Source organism: Sphingobium sp. MP9-4, assembly GCF_005281675.1.
In the GTDB taxonomy this organism is placed as follows: Bacteria; Pseudomonadota; Alphaproteobacteria; order Sphingomonadales; family Sphingomonadaceae; genus Sphingobium; species Sphingobium yanoikuyae.
This window is the reverse complement of the sequence record NZ_LUFI01000093.1, coordinates 11,762-29,020: the sequence shown is the minus strand read 5'-3', so window position 1 is coordinate 29,020 and position 17,259 is coordinate 11,762. Positions and strand designations below refer to the sequence as shown.

Genomic DNA, 17,259 nt, shown 5'->3' with positions numbered 1-17,259 from the left:
AGGACGAGGATAAGGATAATGGAGCGATTCGGACATTCGGGTGACGCGCGCCAGCCGGTCGTGCTGACCATCCCCGGCCTCAACAACAGCGGCCCGGATCATTGGCAGACATTGTGGGACAGCGGACGCGGCGATTGCCAGCGCGTCGACCTGGGCAGCTGGGCCAGCCCCAATCGCAATGCCTGGGTCACGCGGCTCGACGCTGCCATTCGTCAGGCGGATGGGCCGGTCATCCTGGCGGCGCACAGCCTGGGCTGCCTGGCCGTCGCCTGGTGGGGTGCCCTGCAAAGCCAGGCCTATGGCTGGCCGGTGACCGGCGCGCTGCTGGTCGCGCCGCCCGATTGCGACCGGATGGAAACGCCCGAGACGATCGGCGGATTCGGCCCGACGCCGCGCACGCCCCTGCCCTTCCCGTCGATTCTCGTCGCCAGTCGCAACGACCCCTATATCTTCTTCGAACGCGCCCACAGCATCGGCAAGAATTGGGGCAGCCAGTTCGTCGATGCCGGCCATAGCGGCCATATCAACGCGGATTCGGGGCTGGGCGCCTGGGGCTTTGGTCAGGCGCTGCTGGAACGGCTGATCGACAATGCGCAGGAACAGGCGTCCGCCGTGCGCCAGATGCGCCCGGCCATGCCGATGGCGCGCCTCGATCGCCCGTCCGACGGGCTGCGCATGACCAGCTGATATCGGCCCCAGACATCGCCGGGGCGCGACAAGAGAATCTTGCGCGCCCCTTATATTTGCTTTTTTGTCTACTAATGCAGTTGAGTTAAAACGCGGCCAGAGGGATGAACATGACCGAACATAGAACCATCGAACTTCGCCACAGCCGCGCCGAAAGCCAGCGCCCCGACATCATCGCCAGCATCGACAAGGTGCGCGACGTACTGGAAGGGCTGCGCTTCGGCTCCATCACATTGACCGTCCATGACGCCCGCGTCGTGCAGATCGACGTCACCGAAAAGACGCGCCTGACCGCCTGACCGATCAAGGGAGGGCAAGCGCATAGATCAGGGCATGTCGGGGATGGCATGCCGATGCGGCACTGGGGACGCCGCATCACCAGAAACGCCCCCAGCACGGCTTTGACCGGACCACCGGAAACGCCGCGATCAAAACTCACCGGACCTCCGGAACCAAGGGGAAGAACATGATTGCGCGTTTTCTGTTGCTCGCCAGCGTGGCGAGCGCGTCATTTGTCACGCCTGCCGCCTTTGCGGCCGAAGCCGCCCAACCCGCTGCCGCCGATGACCAGCAGGCCAGCAGCCCGCGCGGCGACGTGATTGTCGTCACCGCCCGCCGCCGTCAGGAAACCGCGCAGGAAGTGCCCCTGGCCATTTCCGTGGTGAAGGGCGACAGCATCGAGGCGACCGGCAATTTCAACATCGTGAAGCTGCAGCAGCTCGCGCCGACGCTGCAGGTCTACACCACCAATCCACGCAACACCTCGGTCAACATCCGTGGCCTTGGCGTGCCGTTCGGCCTCACCAGCGACGGCTTTGAACAGGGCGTCGGCATCTATGTCGACGATGTCTATAACAGCCGCGTCGCTGCCGCGACCTTCGACTTCCTCGACGTCAACCAGGTGGAAGTGCTGCGCGGTCCGCAGGGCACGCTCTATGGCAAGAACACCACGGCGGGCGCGATCAACATCACGACCAACCAGCCGACCTTCGACTTCGAGGGGCGCGCCGAACTGACGGTCGGCAATTTGAACTACAAGCAGGCGAAGGCCGCCATTTCCGGCCCGCTGACGGACACGATCGCCGCCCGCATCGCCGTCGCCGCCACCAGCCGCCGCGGCACGCTCTACAATGTGACCAGCCAGCGCTGGATCAACGAGCAGGATAATCTGGGCATTCGCGGCCAGTTGCTGTTCCAGCCGACCGAGGATTTCAGCCTCACCTTGTCGGGCGACTATAGCAAGCAGGATCCCGAATGCTGCGGCACCACCTTCGTGCGCGTCGGCAAGACCCAGCGTCCGCTCAATCGCCAATATGATGCGCTGGCCGCTGCCCAGGGCTATGTCGTGCCCAGCCGCAACCCCTATGACCGACTGACCGACCTCGATTCCAACCTCAATGCCGGCAACAAGATTGGCGGCGTGTCGGCCAAGATCAAATGGGATGTCGGCCCCGGCACGCTAACCTCGGTCACCGCCTGGCGCTTCTGGGACTGGAAGCCGGAAAATGACCGCGACTTCACCGGCCTGTCGATCGTCTCCAAGTCGCAGAACCCCTCGCAGCAGGACCAGTATAGCCAGGAATTCCGCTATAATTACGAAAGCAAGGACATCGACTTCGTCGTCGGCCTGTTCGGCTTCAAGCAGCGGATCGACACCCAGGGCACCGAACAGCAGGGCGAAGATGCGGCCCAGTGGAGCCTTGCCCCCTCGACCGACCCGACCAACCCCGCCAATATTCCGGCCACTCTGGCGGGCCTGACCGCCAGCAACACGCAATGGCTCAAGGCCGACAGCGCCGCCCTGTTCGGGCAGCTCAGCTGGAAGGTCACGGATGCCCTGACCATCCAGCCCGGCGTGCGCCTGAACTATGACAAGAAGTCCGGTTTCTACCAGCGTGTCGTCACCAATGCGCAGGGCCAGGCCATCAGCTGCACCACGGTTGCGGAGCCCGGCACCATCAAGGGGACGACGCAACAGTGCGGCGTCTATCAGCCGCAGGTCAGTTCCCCGTCCGACAGCGCCTGGAACTTCACCTATGACTTCAACGTCAATTACAAGATCGCGCCGGACGTGCTGGCCTATGCGACCTATGCGAAGAGCTTCAAGACGCTGGGCATCAACCAGAATGGCCTGCCGCTCAACGCCGACAACACCGTCAATTATGACGCCAGCACGGTGAAGCCGGAATCGGTCAATCATTATGAAATCGGCCTCAAGACCCAGTTCCTGGATCGCCGGGCGACCTTCAACCTCACCGCCTTCCGCACCGACATCAAGAATTTCCAGGCAACCGTGAATGGCGGCCAGTTCGGCACGGTGCGCGGCTATCTCGCCAATGCCGGCAAGGTCCGTTCGCAGGGGATCGAAGCGGATTTCAAGATCGTCGCCAGCGACCGCTTCACCGCCTATGCCAATGGCGCCTTCACCGACGCCAAATACAAGAAGTTCGTCGACGCGCCCTGCCCGCCCGAATTGTCCGGCGGCACCTACCAGCCGTCGGGCGCCACGCCGGATTATTCGCAGCCCGGCGTCCCCGGCGCACTCAGTCCGCGCCAGTGCGACATCTCGGGGCAGAACCTGCCCGGCGTGTCGAAATGGGCCTTCTCCTACGGCGCGGAATATAACATCCCGGTCACGCTGCTGGCGAAGGACGGGCAGCTCTATCTGGGCGTCGACGGCACTTACCGTTCGCACTGGAACAGCAATGCCTCACCATCCATCTACACCGAAGTGAAGGGCTATGCCCTGACCAACGTCCGCGCCGGCTTCCGCGGCGAAGGCTTCGATGTGTTCGGCTGGGTGCGCAACGCCTTCGACGTCAACTATATCGAAAATCTTCAGGTCGCACCGGCAATACCGGCCTGATCGCCGGCCAGGTCGGCGATCCGCAGACCTGGGGCGGCACGATCAAATTCTCCTTCTGATCCGACCGGACACGGACAGGACGGCCGGCCGGCGCGCGCATCATGCCGCGCCGGCCGGTCCGGCATTTGCACGCCGCCCCGCGCTGGGCTAGACCGCGGCCCATGTCCACGACCTTCACGCTCGACACCGCGACCAGCCGCGCCAATCCCACGCCCGCGCCGATGAAGCGGCTGACCGTGCCCCAGATCCAGCGCCGCAAGTTCGAGGGCAAGACCGACGAGCCGCTGGTGATGCTGACCGCCTATACCGCGCGCCAGGCGCAACTGCTCGATCCGCATTGCGACATGCTGCTGGTCGGCGATTCGCTGGCGCAGGTCATCTATGGCCTGCCCTCCACCCTGCCGGTCACGCTCGACATGATGATCGCCCATGGCGCCGCCGTGGTGCGCGGCAGCTATCACAGCGTCGTCCTCGTCGACATGCCCTTCGGCTCCTATGAGGCATCGCCGCAGCAGGCCTTTGCCAGCGCCAGCCGCGTCATGGCCGAAACCGGCTGCGCCGGCGTCAAGCTGGAAGGCGGCGAGGCGATGGCGGAGACGATCCGCTTCCTCACCCAGCGCGGCATCCCGGTGATGGCCCATATCGGCCTGACGCCGCAGGCGGTGAATGCGCTGGGCGGTTATGGCGCGCGCGGCAAGAGCCAGGAGGAACATGCCAAGATCCTGGGCGACGCCAAGGCCGTGGCCGCTGCCGGCGCCTTCGGCACGGTGGTCGAAGGGGTGATGGAGGAACTGGCCGACATCATCACGACCAGCGTCGACATACCCGTGATCGGCATCGGCGCATCGGCCCGGTGCGATGGCCAGGTGCTGGTGGCGGAGGACATGCTGGGCATGTTCGAACGCACCGCCCGCTTCGTGAAACGCTACGCCAACCTTGCCGAAACGATCAGCCAGGCGGCGGAAAGCTATGCCGCGGAGGTGCGCAATCGCAGCTTTCCGGGCGATGATCAGGTGTATCGGCCGAAAAAGTGATTTGCGAGTCTCTGCCACGCCGCTAATGATCCCGCCTTCCGGCTGCCCCTACTGACCATTTTTCGGAGATTCCCGTGGCCCTGACGCCGCAAAACAGCGAAGCCTTCATGCGCGAGGTCGATGACGCCGTCCGCCAGGACCAGCTCCTGACCTTTTGGCAGCGTTATGGCCGCGCCCTGGCCGTCCTGCTGATCGTCGGCCTCGCCGCCTTTGGCGGCTGGCTCTACTGGCAGCATTACAGCAAGACCCAGTCGGAAGCCGTGTCCGAACAGATGGACAAGATGCTGGCGACTGCGGTCGGCGGCGGCACGCCCGATGCCAAGGATGTCGATGCCCTGGCCAAGGCCAGCCAGCCCGGCTATCGCGCCTCCGCCCTGCTGGTGAAGGCCGGCCTCGCCGCGCGCAAGGGCGACAACAAGGCCGCGATCGAAGCCTATAAGGCAATGGCAGCGGACAGCTCGCTCGACCAGCCCTATCGCGACCTGGCCCTCATCCGTCAGACCACGATCGAATTCGACGCGCTCAAGCCGCAGCAGGTGGTCGATCGCCTCAAGCCCCTCGCCGTCGAGGGTGCGCCCTGGTTCGGCAGCGCCGGCGAACTGGTTGCCATCGCCTATATGAAGATGCGCAAGCCCGAACTGGCCGGCCCGATGTTCGCGGCCATGGCCAAGGACGAGAATGTGCCCCAGTCGATCCGTTCACGTGCGCGACAGATGGCGGGGCTATTGGGAATTGATGCGGTCGAAACGCCCGCCGAACCGGTACAGGGATAAGCAAGCGCATGGCTAAGCACAGCATCACGAAAATCGGCCCGATGGGCCGTACCCTGACCACCGTCGCCCTGGTTGCGATGCTCGCGGGCTGCGGCGTGGTCGGCGGCAAGAAGGGCGGCCCCAAGACCCCGGTGGTCGGCAATCGCACCTCGATCCTGTCGAACGAACAGGGGATCGAAGTCGATCCGACCCTGGCCGACGTGCCCGTCGCCCTGCCCGAATCCTACGCCAATGACCAATGGTCGCAGCCGGGCGGCGATCCGTCCAAGGCGATGGGTCATCTGGCGCTGGGCGCAGCGCCGCAGCAGGCCTGGACCGCATCGATCGAAGGCAGCACGCCGCAAGCGCGCCTGGCCTCCGCCCCCGTCGTGTCCGGCGGCAAGCTGTTCGTGATCGACGCCGGCGCCCATGTCATCGCGATGGATGCCAACACCGGCCAGAAGCTGTGGCAGACCAGCCTTCCGGCCGAAGGCAATGGCCGCGCCCTGTTCGGCGGTGGCGTCAGCGTCCTGGGCGACAAGCTGTTCGCCAGCACCGGCGTGGGCGACGTCGTGTCGATGAATGTCGCCGATGGCTCGATCGGGTGGAAGGTTCATCCCGGCGGTCCGCTGCGCGGCGCCCCGACGCTGGAAAATGGCCATGTCTATGTGATGGGCCAGGATAACCAGATCTTCGCCCTCAACCAGAGCGACGGCGCCACCCAGTGGACCGACAGCGGCACGCTGCAGGTGACCGGCATTTTCGGCGTGGCCGCCCCGGCCGCCGCGCAGGGCACGGTGATCGCGGGCTACAGCTCGGGCGAGATCAACGCCTATCGCTATGAAAATGGCCGCACCCTGTGGGGCGATGCGCTGTCACGCACCAGCATCTCCACCGCCGTCGCCTCGCTGACCGACATCGACGCCGATCCGGTGATCGACCGCGGCCGCGTCTTCGCGATCGGCCAGGGCGGCCGCATGGCCTCCTATGAACTCACCAGCGGCCAGCGCCTGTGGGAAATCAACATCGCCGGCATCTCCACCCCCTGGATCGCGGGTGAGTGGGTGTTTGCCGTCACCAGCGATGCCAAGCTGCTCTGCGTCGCCCGCGCGACCGGCAAGATCCGCTGGATCAGCCAGCTGCGCCGCTGGCAGAAGGAAAAGAAGAAGGACAAGGCGATCCGCTGGACCGGCCCGGTCCTTGCCGGTGGCCGCCTGATTCTGGTATCGACCCATGGTGATCTGAACTATGTCGATCCGGCGACCGGCACCATCCAGCAGGCAGTGGACATGAACAAGTCCATGTCGCTCTCGCCGGTGGTCGCCAACAACATGCTCTACATCCTTGCCGATGACGGCAAGCTGACGGCGCTGCGTTAAGGGCAGCGATAGAAAGGAAACGGGCCCACATCATGCTGCCCACAGTTGCCATTGTCGGGCGGCCCAATGTGGGCAAGTCCACCCTTTTCAACCGCCTGGTCGGCAAGAAGCTGGCGCTGGTCGATGACCAGCCCGGCGTCACCCGCGACCGGCGCGAGGGCGAGGCTCATCTTCTGGGCCTCGACTTCACCATCATCGACACTGCCGGCTATGAGGATGAGGATCCCCACAGCCTGCCCGGCCGCATGCGCATGCAGACCCAGGCCGCGGTCGAGAATTGCGACGTCGCCCTGTTCATGGTCGATGCCCGCGCCGGCATCACCCCGCTGGACGAGGAAATCGCCCGCTGGCTGCGCGAGGGCGACGCCCCGGTGATCCTGGTCGCCAACAAGGCCGAGGGCAAGGCGACCGAAGCCGGCGTCATGGAAGCCTTCATACTGGGTCTGGGCGAACCTATCCCCTTCTCCGCCGAACATGGCCAGGGTCTGGCCGACCTGTTCCAGGCGCTGCTCCCCTATCTCGAACGCGAGGATGGCGAGGAGCATGAGAAGGAATTTTACGAGGACGAGGAGAGCGCGCCGCTCAAGCTCGCCATCGTTGGCCGTCCCAATGCCGGCAAGTCGACTCTCATCAACCGGCTGCTTGGCGAAAACCGCCTGCTGACCGGACCGGAAGCCGGCATCACCCGCGACAGCATCGCCGTCGACTGGATGTGGACCAGCTATGAGGGCGAGGAACGCCCCGTCCGCCTGATCGACACCGCCGGCATGCGCAAGCGCGCCAAGGTGCAGGACAAGCTGGAAAAGCTAGCCGTGTCCGATGGCCTGAACGCCGTGAACTTCGCCGAAGTCGTGGTGCTGCTGCTCGACGCCACCCGCGGCCTGGAGGCGCAGGATCTGCGCATTGCTGACAAGGTGCTGGAAGAAGGCCGCGCCCTCATCGTCGCCCTCAACAAATGGGATACGGTGGAACATGGCTCGGCCCTCTATCAGGGCATCAAGCAGGCACTGTTCGACGGCCTGGCGCAGGTCCGTGGCGTGCCGATCATGACCGTGTCGGCCGCCACCGGAAAGGGCCTTGATGACCTGATCAAGGTCGCGTTCGAAACCCGCACCGCCTGGTCGCAGCGCATTTCGACCGGCGTGCTCAACCGCTGGTTCGAAGCCGCGCTGGAGGCCAACCCGCCGCCAGCGCCGGGTGGCAAGCGGATCAAGCTGCGCTACATCACCCAGAACAAGACGCGCCCGCCGACGTTCGTCCTGTTCGGCACGCGGCTCGACGAACTGCCCGAAAGCTATCGTCGCTATCTGGTGAACGGCATCCGCAAGGAACTGGGCTTCGGCGCCGTGCCGGTACGCCTGACGCTGCGCAGCGCCAAGAACCCCTATGCCAAATGAGGCGGGCGGCCCCGATGCCGCCCCCTTTCATGTCGACGCCAGGGGCATGAAATGTCCCTGGCCCGTCCTGCGCGCCGCCCGAGCGATGCGTGACGCAGATCATGTGACGATCGATGCCGATGACGCTATCGCCCCGCGCGAACTGGCAGCGCTGGCGCAGCAGCATGGATGGCAATTTTCCGCCCTTTCCCCGCAGCGTTTCGCGCTCAGCAAGGTGCCGGCTTAACCGGCTGTTTACGCCCGCCGGCTAATCTCGCGAGCGTCAGGAAAGGAGTGCGCAGGTGCCCGAACACGCTACCGAACTGGTGGACTGGAACGATTTTGCCCGGACCCGCACGGAGCTGGGTACGGCCTTCATGCGCATTCTGGGCTATTTCCGCGAGGATGGTGAAAAGGCGATCGGCACCATCGAGCAGGCCTTTCGGGACCGCAATGCCGTCTCCCTCGTCCGTCCGGCCCATACGCTGAAGGGCGAATCGGCCCAGTTCGGCGCCCATCGGCTCAGTGCCATGGCCGAAGAGATCGAAATGGTCGCGCGCCGCTGCGTCGAATTTCGCGAGAGCCCGGACGAACTGATCGAGACCGTGGTGGCGCTGCGCCCCTGCTTTACCGAGACCATGGCCCTGCTCGATCGCGACGCCAATCCGCTGGTCGCGCGCCGTCCCACCTTCGGCCGCCGCGTCGAACCACAGGGCTTTGGCCGCGCCGGCTGATATTCGGTATTGAAATAAAACTGACCATGGCCCCATATGGCGGCCATGACCCGCTTCTCCGTCCTTGATCTCGTCCCTGTCCGCGAAGGCAGCGACGTGTCCGCCGCCCTTGCCGACGCTGCCGATCTGGCCGCCCATGTCGAAGCATTGGGCTATCACCGCCTCTGGGTGGCCGAACATCATGGCATGCCCGGCATCGCATCGGCCGCCACGGCCGTCGTGCTCGCCCATATCGGCCAGGCGACATCGTCCATCCGCATCGGCGCTGGCGGCATCATGCTGCCCAACCACGCGCCGCTGCTGATTGCCGAACAGTTCGGCACGCTCGACGCGCTGTTCCCCGGCCGCATCGACCTGGGCCTGGGCCGCGCGCCCGGTTCCGACCAGAAAGTGTCGCAAGCCATCCGCCGCAGCCTCAGCGGCGGAGCAGACCAGTTCCCTCGCGACGTGCTCGAACTCCAGGCCTATTTCGCCGGCGACGATCGGCTGGGCATTCAGGCCACGCCGGGCGAAGGCGCCAATGTGCCGCTCTGGATTCTCGGCTCCAGCCTCTACGGCGCGCAACTGGCGGCCGCGCTCGGGCTGCCCTACGCCTTTGCCTCCCATTTCGCCCCGGCCGCGCTGGACGAGGCGCTGGCCATCTATCGCCGCGACTTCCGCCCTTCGGCCCAGCTTGACCGCCCCTATGCCATGGCCGGCTATAATATCTTCGCCGCCGACAGTGCGGCGGAGGCCGAACTGGTCGCCAGTTCGATGCAGCAGGCCTTCGTGCGGCTGCGCACTGGCCAGCCCGGCAAGCTGCAACCGCCATTGGCGGGCTATTATGAAAGCCTGCCGATGCAGGCACGCGCCATGCTGTCCGATGTCCTGAGCGCCTCCAGCATCGGCACCCAGGCAGATGTCGAGCGCGACCTGGCCGCCTTCATCGACCGCACCGGCGTGAATGAGGTGATCATCGCCGCCCAGATCTTCGATCCGGCGGCGCGCAAGCGCAGCTATGAAATCGCCATGGCAGCGGCGCAGGCGATCGCCGCCCGCGAACTGGCCTGATGCCTCAGGTGGCGGCCAGCCGGCCGCCACTCATCAGCCCGGCCATCGTCGGCGACAGGCGCTGCATCAGGTTGCCGATCAGGATCACCACCGCCAGCACCAGGAAGGGCTGGGCGATCAGATAGAGCGGATAGAGCGGCGATCCGAGCGGACCGAACAATTGCCCCAGTAGCGGCCCGCCCAGCCAAATCAGGATCAGATGGGCGCAGAAGAGGAAGAAGGCATAGGGCTCGACCCGCATCAGCAAGCCCCGCGCCGGGCTTTCTGCCAGCGCCCAGGCCAACCGCCAGAAGCAGAGCGATGCCGCCATGCGCACCGCCATGTCGAGGCTCGCCAGGGCCAGCGGCGCGAGCCCCGCCCCGCCCTTGAGCGAAACATAGAGCTGCGCGCCCATCAGCAGGCCAAAGGGCAATGAAGCTGCCAGCACCGGCACCGCCGCGGCCCGGTCCGCCCAGCCCTCGCGCCGGGCCAATATGCCGATGGTGAAGAAGAAGAGGATCGACGGGCGCATCAGCACCGGCGGCCCCAGCCCCGCAATCTGGCATGATAGCGCCGCCAGCGCGACCGCCATCAGCATCCAGTTGGGCAACCGCACCAGCAAGGGCGCGGCCACCATGCACAGGAACAGGTCGCGCAGGAACGGCATCTGGACATTGATGTCCGGATTGCGGTTGATGATGAACAATTCCTCGGCGATCCAGCCGCCCGACTGCGGCACCGGCGCCGACAGACCCAGCAGCCAGGCCGCGCCCGACACCAGCAGGATCGCCACCGCATTCCACAACAGCATCGGCAGCAGGATCGTCCGCGCCTTGCGCCCGACATGATCGAACCAGTTGCGCGTGCGCACCGAGCCGCCGACCAGCCAGCCGGAGATCAGGCCCAGCAGCGGCACCGCGCTGCGGCCGAAAATCTCCATCAGCACCCAGCGCAGCCCTTCCTGCGGGGAGCCACGCAGCAATTCCAGATCCTGGCCATTCCGTCCGGTCCAGGCATGGACATAGACGACACCCAGAATGCAGATCACACGCGCAATCGCGATCGCGTCGGAACGGCGCGTCGCATTGGCCAAGACGATATCGGGCAAGCAAAAATCCTGATTGTGGCAGGTTTCCAATGCCCGAAACCGGCTCCTGTTCCCCCTCCCTCGCGACGGAGCGAGCCGGAAGCGGGATCATGGGACGCATCGGCGCGGATTTCCGCGCTCCATGGGCCGCTCCGCAAAGGGCATTTCGGCCCGTGGGTAATCCAATATTTACCTCCCCCCGATAGCAATCTGGTCGATTGCCGGACGCGTGCCGGCTGCGGGGGACAATAGAGGCTCATGACCCAGATGCCGGGCGCACATCAATTTTCGCACGACACGGGCGCTGCCGCATCGTCTGCCGGCCTGCACCAGGCGCTGGGCATGGTGTTCCAGATCGCCGGGTCGAGTTCGAAGATCCTAGTCGATCCCAACAGCCTCGCGGCGCTGGCCCATGATCCCGACACCTGCCTCGCCATGGCCGGCCAGGTCGGCAGCCAAGTGAAGATGCGGGTCGGCGATCGCTGGCTGATCGCCAATATCCGGTCGCTGATGCTCGACCGGCGCGATGGTGGCGCGATCATCGCCGATATCGATTTTCTGGGCGAAGGCGATGAGGAAAAGCTGACCGGCCGCATCTACGGCTTCCGGCGCGGCGTCACCCGCTATCCCACGCCCGGCACCGACATCTATCCGGTGTCCAGCTATGACATGCAGCAAATCTATGCCGCCGACGACCGGCCGCATGTCCAGATCGGCACGGTCTATCCGACGATGGACACGCGCGCGGCGCTCTATGTCGATTCGATGCTGGGCAAGCATTTTGCGCTGCTCGGCTCCACCGGTACCGGCAAGTCGACCAGCGCAGCGCTGATCCTGCACCGCATCTGCGACCTGTCGCCCCAGGGCCATATCGTCATGATCGACCCGCATGGCGAATATGGCGCGGCCTTCCAGCAGAATGGCGCGGTGTTCGACGTGAACAATCTCGCCCTGCCCTATTGGCTGATGAATTTCGAGGAACATTGCGAGGTGTTCGTCACCTCCGAAGGCGCCGAACGCACCCAGGATTGCGACATCCTCGCGAAATGCCTGCTCGCCGCGCGGATGAAGAACCGTCTGGCCGAAAGCATCGGCCGCCTGACTGTGGATTCGCCCGTCCCCTATCTGCTGTCCGATCTCACCGCGATCCTGCAGAACGAGATGGGCAAGCTCGACAAGGGCACCGGGTCGCTCCCCTATTTGCGCCTCAAGTCCAAGGTCGACGAGATCAAGGGCGACCCGCGCTATTCCTTCATGTTCTCCGGCATGCTGGTGGCCGATTCGATGCAGGCCTTCCTCGCGAAGGTCTTCCGCCTGCCTTCTGGCGGCAAGCCGATCTCGATCATCGACGTGTCCTCCATGCCCTCGGACATCACCTCGGTGGTGGTCTCGGTGCTGTCCCGGCTGGTGTTCGACTATGCGCTATGGGCACGCGACGAACCGCAACGGCCGATCCTGCTCGTATGCGAGGAAGCCCATCGCTACATTCCCGCCAGCACCGCCGGCGGCGGTCAGGCGGTGCGCCGCATCCTGGAGCGGATCGCCAAGGAAGGCCGTAAATATGGCGTCTCGCTGGGCCTCATCACCCAGCGTCCGTCGGACCTTGCCGAAGGCGTGCTGTCGCAGTGCGGCACCATCATCTCGATGCGCCTCAACAATGATCGCGACCAGGCCTTCGTGAAGGCGGCGATGCCCGAAGGCGCGCGCGGTTTCCTCGATTCGATCCCTGCCCTGCGCAACCGCGAGGCCATCATCTGCGGCGAAGGTGTCGCCGTGCCGATCCGCGTCGCGCTCGACAATCTGGAAGAAGCGCGGCGCCCGGCTTCCGGCGATCCCAGCTTCACCCAGCTCTGGCGCCAGGCCGGCGGCGAGGACGATATCCTCACCCGCACCATCACCCGCTGGCGCAACCAGGGCCGCTGATCGGCGTATCGGCCTCAGCCGGTCGGCGCGATCCGGCCGGCCGGTTCGGTCTCGCTATGCACCGCCTCGCGGCATTCCTCTTCGTGCATCGGCACCATCAGCTTGGCCTTGCGCCAGCCGCCCTGCCAATACACCAGCGCCGCGAGCGTCAGGGACACCGCCGACCCCACCGGGAAGCTCAGCCACAGCGCATCCGCGCCAATCCGGGGATAGGCGAGATAATAGAAGCCCAGCCGCACCGCGAAGAGGGTGAAGACCAGGATCAGCAGCGGCGCCACCACCACGCCATTGGCGCGCATCACCCCGAACAGGATCATCGTGCAGCCAAACAACATGAAGCTCCAACTTGCGAGCAACTGCATGTTCCAGGCCGCATCGATCACCGCCTGGTTATGGCTCAGGAACAGCGCCAACAGCGCTTCATGGAAGATCAGGATGACGACCACCATCGCGCCGGTGATGGCCAGCAGATAGGATATGCCATAGCCGGTGATCCGGCTGATCCGGTCCCACCGACCCGCGCCGATATTCTGCGCCGCCATGGCGCTGACCGCCGCGCCCATCGCCATTGCCGGCATCTGCAGATAGGTCCAGATCTGCTGCGCCGCGCCATAGGCGGCGGTCACCAGAAACCCCTCGCGATTGACCAGGCCAATCATCACCAGGCCGGACGTCGACATGACGATCATCTGCAGGCCCATCGGCAGGCCCTTGGTCGACAGCACCCGCATCTCGTCCATCGCGGGCCTGAGATAGCCAAGCTCCGCGCCGCGAAGCCGCAACGGCAGATCCTTGGCATAGGTATAGATGACGAGCGCGATCAGGCTGACGAAGCCGGCCGCCGCCGTTGCCGCTGCCGAACCGCCAATGCCCATCGCCGGGATCGGCCCCAGCCCCAGGATCAGCACCGGATTGAGCACCAGGTCGATCGCCACCGACAGGATCATGAAGATCAGCGGCGTGCGCGCGTCGCCGGTGCCGCGCAGCCCCATCATCATCATGACGCTCAGCAGCGACGCCGGCATCGCGACGAAGATGACGCGCAAATAGGTCAGCGCCATGTCGAACGCTTCGGGCGGGGTCGCCAGCAGATGGAGCAGCGCCGGCCCACCGAACCAGCCCGCCACCGCCACGCCCATGGCCAGCAGGAAGCAGAAGCCGACCGCCGAGCCGAAGGCGCGCCGCGCCGCGTCCATGTCGCGCGCGCCGACCGCCTGCGCGATCATCACCGTCGACGCCATACCGAAGCCGAACACGACGGAGAACATCAGGAACATGATGATATTGGCGTTCGCCGTCGCGGCGAGCGCCTGCGGCCCCAGGAAGCGTCCGACCCAGATCGCGTTGATCGATCCGTTCAGCGACTGGAGGATATTGGACGCCAGCGTCGGGATGGCGAATGTCAGCAAGGTGGAGGCGATCGGCCCCTGTGTCAGGTCCCGCGCCCCTTGTGCCCCTGCTGCCATTCGCCCTTACCCCTTATCCCCGATTGCGGCGCAGGCTAGGCGGCTCAGCCCAGCCGGTCCAGTGCCGCCTTAAGCCTTTCCGCCTCGGCGGTCTTTTCGGCATGGTCCTCGCGCGCCTTGGCCACGGCCTCGGGCTTGGCCTTCTCGACAAAGGCCGGGTTGGACAGGCGACCGCCCAGCGAATCCCGTTCCTTGGCCGCCGCTGCCAGCGCCTTTTCGAGGCGGGTCTTTTCCGCCGCAATGTCGATCACGCCTTCCAGCGGCAGGATGAAGGTCGCCTCGTCGACGACGATCTGTGCCGCGCCGCCGGCGACATCCTCGCCAAAGGCCAGACTCTCGATCCGGCCCAGACGCGCCAGCGCCGCGCCTTGGCGATCCAGGCGGCCACGGGTTGCGTCCGCCGCATCGCGCACGACCATGCGCAGCTTGGCGCCCGGCGGCACGTTGAGTTCGGTCCGCGCGGTGCGGATCGCGCTCACCAGACGGATCAGCCAGTCGATCTCGCCCTGCGCATCGGTGTCGACCTCATAAAGGGCGACCGGCCATTCCGCGACGATCAGTTCCTGCGCGCGCTGCCCGGTCAGCTGCCACAATTCTTCGGTGATGAAGGGCATGAAGGGGTGCAGCATCACCAGGATCTGGTCGAACGCCCAGCCGGCAACGGCCTTTGTCTCGTCGTCCATCGAACCCTTGGTGAGTTCGATATACCAGTCGCAATACTGGTCCCAGACGAAGTGATAGATGGCGTTGGCGCCCGCGTCGAAGCGCAGTTCAGCCATGGCGGTGTCGATCGCCTGCACTGTCGCCACCGTTTCGGCGATGATCCAGCGATTGGCCGGCAGCGTCGCATGCGGCGCTTCGCGGCTGGTCGAGGCGGTGACGCCATTGGCCTGCAGGAAGCGCGCCGCGTTCCACAGCTTGGTCGCGAAGTTGCGATAACCCTCGACCCGCTTCTCATCCATCTTCACGTCGCGGCCCTGGCTTTCCATCGCCGCCATGAAGAAGCGCAGCGCGTCCGCGCCGAACTTGTCGATCAGGCCCAGCGGATCGACCACATTGCCCTTGGACTTGGACATTTTCTGCCCGTCGGCCGCGCGGACCAGGCCATGGAGATAGAGCTTCTTCCACGGCACATCGCCCATGAACTCCATGCCCTGCATCGCCATGCGCGCATCCCAGAAGAACAGGATGTCGAAGCCGGAGATCAGCAGGTCATTGGGATAATGGCGGCTGAGCGTCTCGCTCTGTTCCGGCCAGCCCAGCGTGCCGAACGGCCACAAGGCGGACGAGAACCAGGTGTCGAGCACGTCAGTCTCTCGGTAGAGATCAAACTCCCATGTTTCATCGTCAATCTGGCGAGATCGGCGGCCGTCAAAGCTCCACGATGGGTCATCTTGGTCGACTATTCGGATACGGATATCGAGATTGGTTATTGCAGCATATTTAAGCTTTGCCGCTTCAATAGCCTCTTCTTCCGTTTCGTAAATAAAATCAAACCATGCGTCGTCGTTTGCAGAACCACTCGCGACTTGGGTAACAGAAAACCCATCTTCGGTTTCAATACACTTCGGGCCATACCACGCTGGAATTCGATGGCCCCACCACAGCTGGCGCGACACGCACCAGGGCTGGATATTCTCCATCCAGTTGAAGAAGGTCTTTTCCCAGCTCTTGGGGACGATTTCGATCCGGCCGTCGCGCACCGCCTGCATCGGCGCCACCGCCAGCTTGCCGGCGTCGACATACCATTGGTCGGTCAGCCAGGGTTCGATCACCACGCCAGAACGGTCGCCATAGGGGGTCTGGATCGTGCGCGGCTCGAAATCGGCGGCGACGTCCTCGCCTTCCTTGTTCTTGGTGACATGCGGCACCAGCAGGCCCAGCGCCTTCATCTCGGCGACGACGATCTCGCGCGCGCCGTCCACGCCGTCCTTCTTGAAGCGGTGCAGCCCTAGGAAGCGATCGGGAATCAGCCCATCGGCGGTCTGCACGACATTGGCGTCAGCATCGAACATGTTGAGCATGTCCGCGGCCTTCATGCCGGCGCGCTTGCCGACCTCGAAATCGTTGAAGTCATGGCCCGGCGTGATCTTGACCGCGCCTGAACCCAGCTCCGGATCGGCATGTTCGTCGGCGACCACCTTGAAGCGGCGACCGGTGATCGGCTGGAGAATCTCCTTGTCGATGACCGCCTGATAGCGGGCATCGTCGGGATGCACGGCGATCGCCATGTCGGCCAGCATGGTTTCCGGGCGGGTGGTGGCGACGACGATATGGTCGCTGCCATCGGCCAGGGTCACGCCGTCCGCCAGCGGATAGCGGAAGCGCCAGAAGCCGCCCTGCGTTTCCTTGGTCTCGACCTCCAGATCGGAAATGGCCGATCGGAAATGCGGGTCCCAGTTGACCAGACGCTTGTCGCGATAGAGCAGGCCACGCTGGTGCAGTTCCACGAACACCTTGATGACGGCTTTGGAAAAGCCCTCGTCCATGGTGAAGCGTTCATTGGCCCAGTCCATCGAACAGCCCAGACGGCGCAGCTGGCTGGTGATCGCGCCGCCGCTTTCCGCCTTCCATTCCCACACCTTGGCGACGAAATCGTCGCGGCTGAAATCGGTGCGCTTCTGCCCGGTCGCGTTCAGCTGCCGCTCGACCACCATCTGGGTCGCGATGCCCGCATGGTCGGTGCCGACCACCCACAAAGCATCCTTGCCGCGCAGCCGCTCATAGCGCACGACGATGTCCTGCAGCGTATTGTCGAGCGCATGGCCGACATGCAGGCTGCCGGTCACGTTCGGCGGCGGATTGACGATGGTGAAGGGTTCTGCGCCCGGACGGTCCGGACGGAACAGGCCATTGGCCTCCCAATGCTGGTACCAGCGGGTCTCGATGGCGGCGGGGTCAAAGGTTTTGGGCAGTTCGGTCATGA

General features: G+C 64.9%; 13 protein-coding genes and 1 pseudogene. 11 read left to right on the top strand and 3 right to left on the bottom strand.

Annotation, left to right across the window (positions count from 1 at the left end; genetic code table 11):
• Nucleotides 1-18 precede the first annotated feature (18 nt).
• From A0U87_RS24280 to A0U87_RS24235, 10 genes and pseudogenes are all read left to right on the top strand, one after another.
• Entirely contained in the window at nucleotides 19-687 is a 669-nt protein-coding gene (locus A0U87_RS24280) for an alpha/beta hydrolase (protein ID WP_010338566.1), read from the top strand.
• Nucleotides 688-797: 110 nt separating this feature from the next.
• Nucleotides 798-986, top strand: a complete 189-nt coding sequence (locus tag A0U87_RS24275; RefSeq protein WP_010338565.1) for a YezD family protein — start codon at nucleotides 798-800, stop codon at nucleotides 984-986.
• 167 nt (nucleotides 987-1,153) lie between these two features.
• Nucleotides 1,154-3,612 (top strand): annotated as a pseudogene (locus A0U87_RS24270) (TonB-dependent receptor).
• Between the two features lie 102 nt (nucleotides 3,613-3,714).
• The gene (panB, locus tag A0U87_RS24265) at nucleotides 3,715-4,587 is read left to right on the top strand and encodes a 3-methyl-2-oxobutanoate hydroxymethyltransferase (RefSeq protein WP_137406092.1); all 873 of its coding nucleotides are present in this window, start codon (nucleotides 3,715-3,717) and stop codon (nucleotides 4,585-4,587) included.
• A 74-nt stretch (nucleotides 4,588-4,661) separates the two neighbouring features.
• Complete coding sequence (locus A0U87_RS24260) at nucleotides 4,662-5,360, top strand: tetratricopeptide repeat protein (RefSeq protein WP_004210734.1); 699 nt, start codon at nucleotides 4,662-4,664, stop codon at nucleotides 5,358-5,360.
• Nucleotides 5,361-5,368: 8 nt separating this feature from the next.
• Complete coding sequence (locus tag A0U87_RS24255; RefSeq protein WP_170978469.1) at nucleotides 5,369-6,718, top strand: PQQ-binding-like beta-propeller repeat protein; 1,350 nt, start codon at nucleotides 5,369-5,371, stop codon at nucleotides 6,716-6,718.
• A gap of 32 nt (nucleotides 6,719-6,750) precedes the next feature.
• Nucleotides 6,751-8,115 (top strand): ribosome biogenesis GTPase Der, encoded by a 1,365-nt coding sequence (gene der / locus A0U87_RS24250; protein ID WP_010338561.1) that lies wholly within the window; start codon nucleotides 6,751-6,753, stop codon nucleotides 8,113-8,115.
• On the top strand, nucleotides 8,105-8,341 hold the full coding sequence (locus tag A0U87_RS24245) for a sulfurtransferase TusA family protein (RefSeq protein WP_026109037.1): 237 nt from the start codon (nucleotides 8,105-8,107) through the stop codon (nucleotides 8,339-8,341). The genes der and A0U87_RS24245 overlap by 11 nt, the downstream gene beginning before the upstream one ends.
• Nucleotides 8,342-8,396: 55 nt before the next feature.
• Complete coding sequence (locus A0U87_RS24240) at nucleotides 8,397-8,828, top strand: Hpt domain-containing protein (RefSeq protein ID WP_048938583.1); 432 nt, start codon at nucleotides 8,397-8,399, stop codon at nucleotides 8,826-8,828.
• 45 nt (nucleotides 8,829-8,873) lie between these two features.
• Complete coding sequence (locus A0U87_RS24235) at nucleotides 8,874-9,878, top strand: LLM class flavin-dependent oxidoreductase (RefSeq protein ID WP_048938612.1); 1,005 nt, start codon at nucleotides 8,874-8,876, stop codon at nucleotides 9,876-9,878.
• Between the two features lie 4 nt (nucleotides 9,879-9,882).
• Here A0U87_RS24235 and A0U87_RS24230 read toward each other — a convergent pair whose 3' ends face one another.
• Nucleotides 9,883-10,965, bottom strand: coding sequence for an acyltransferase (locus A0U87_RS24230; RefSeq protein ID WP_048938611.1), 1,083 nt, complete (start codon nucleotides 10,963-10,965; stop codon nucleotides 9,883-9,885).
• A 237-nt stretch (nucleotides 10,966-11,202) separates the two neighbouring features.
• On the opposite strand from A0U87_RS24230, the gene A0U87_RS24225 reads away from it, so the two are divergent.
• Entirely contained in the window at nucleotides 11,203-12,867 is a 1,665-nt protein-coding gene (locus A0U87_RS24225; RefSeq protein WP_037491025.1) for an ATP-binding protein, read from the top strand.
• Between the two features lie 14 nt (nucleotides 12,868-12,881).
• Here A0U87_RS24225 and A0U87_RS24220 read toward each other — a convergent pair whose 3' ends face one another.
• Nucleotides 12,882-14,333, bottom strand: coding sequence for an MATE family efflux transporter (locus A0U87_RS24220; RefSeq protein WP_048938582.1), 1,452 nt, complete (start codon nucleotides 14,331-14,333; stop codon nucleotides 12,882-12,884).
• 44 nt (nucleotides 14,334-14,377) lie between these two features.
• Entirely contained in the window at nucleotides 14,378-17,257 is a 2,880-nt protein-coding gene (locus A0U87_RS24215) for a valine--tRNA ligase (RefSeq protein WP_137406091.1), read from the bottom strand.
• Nucleotides 17,258-17,259: the final 2 nt, after the last annotated feature.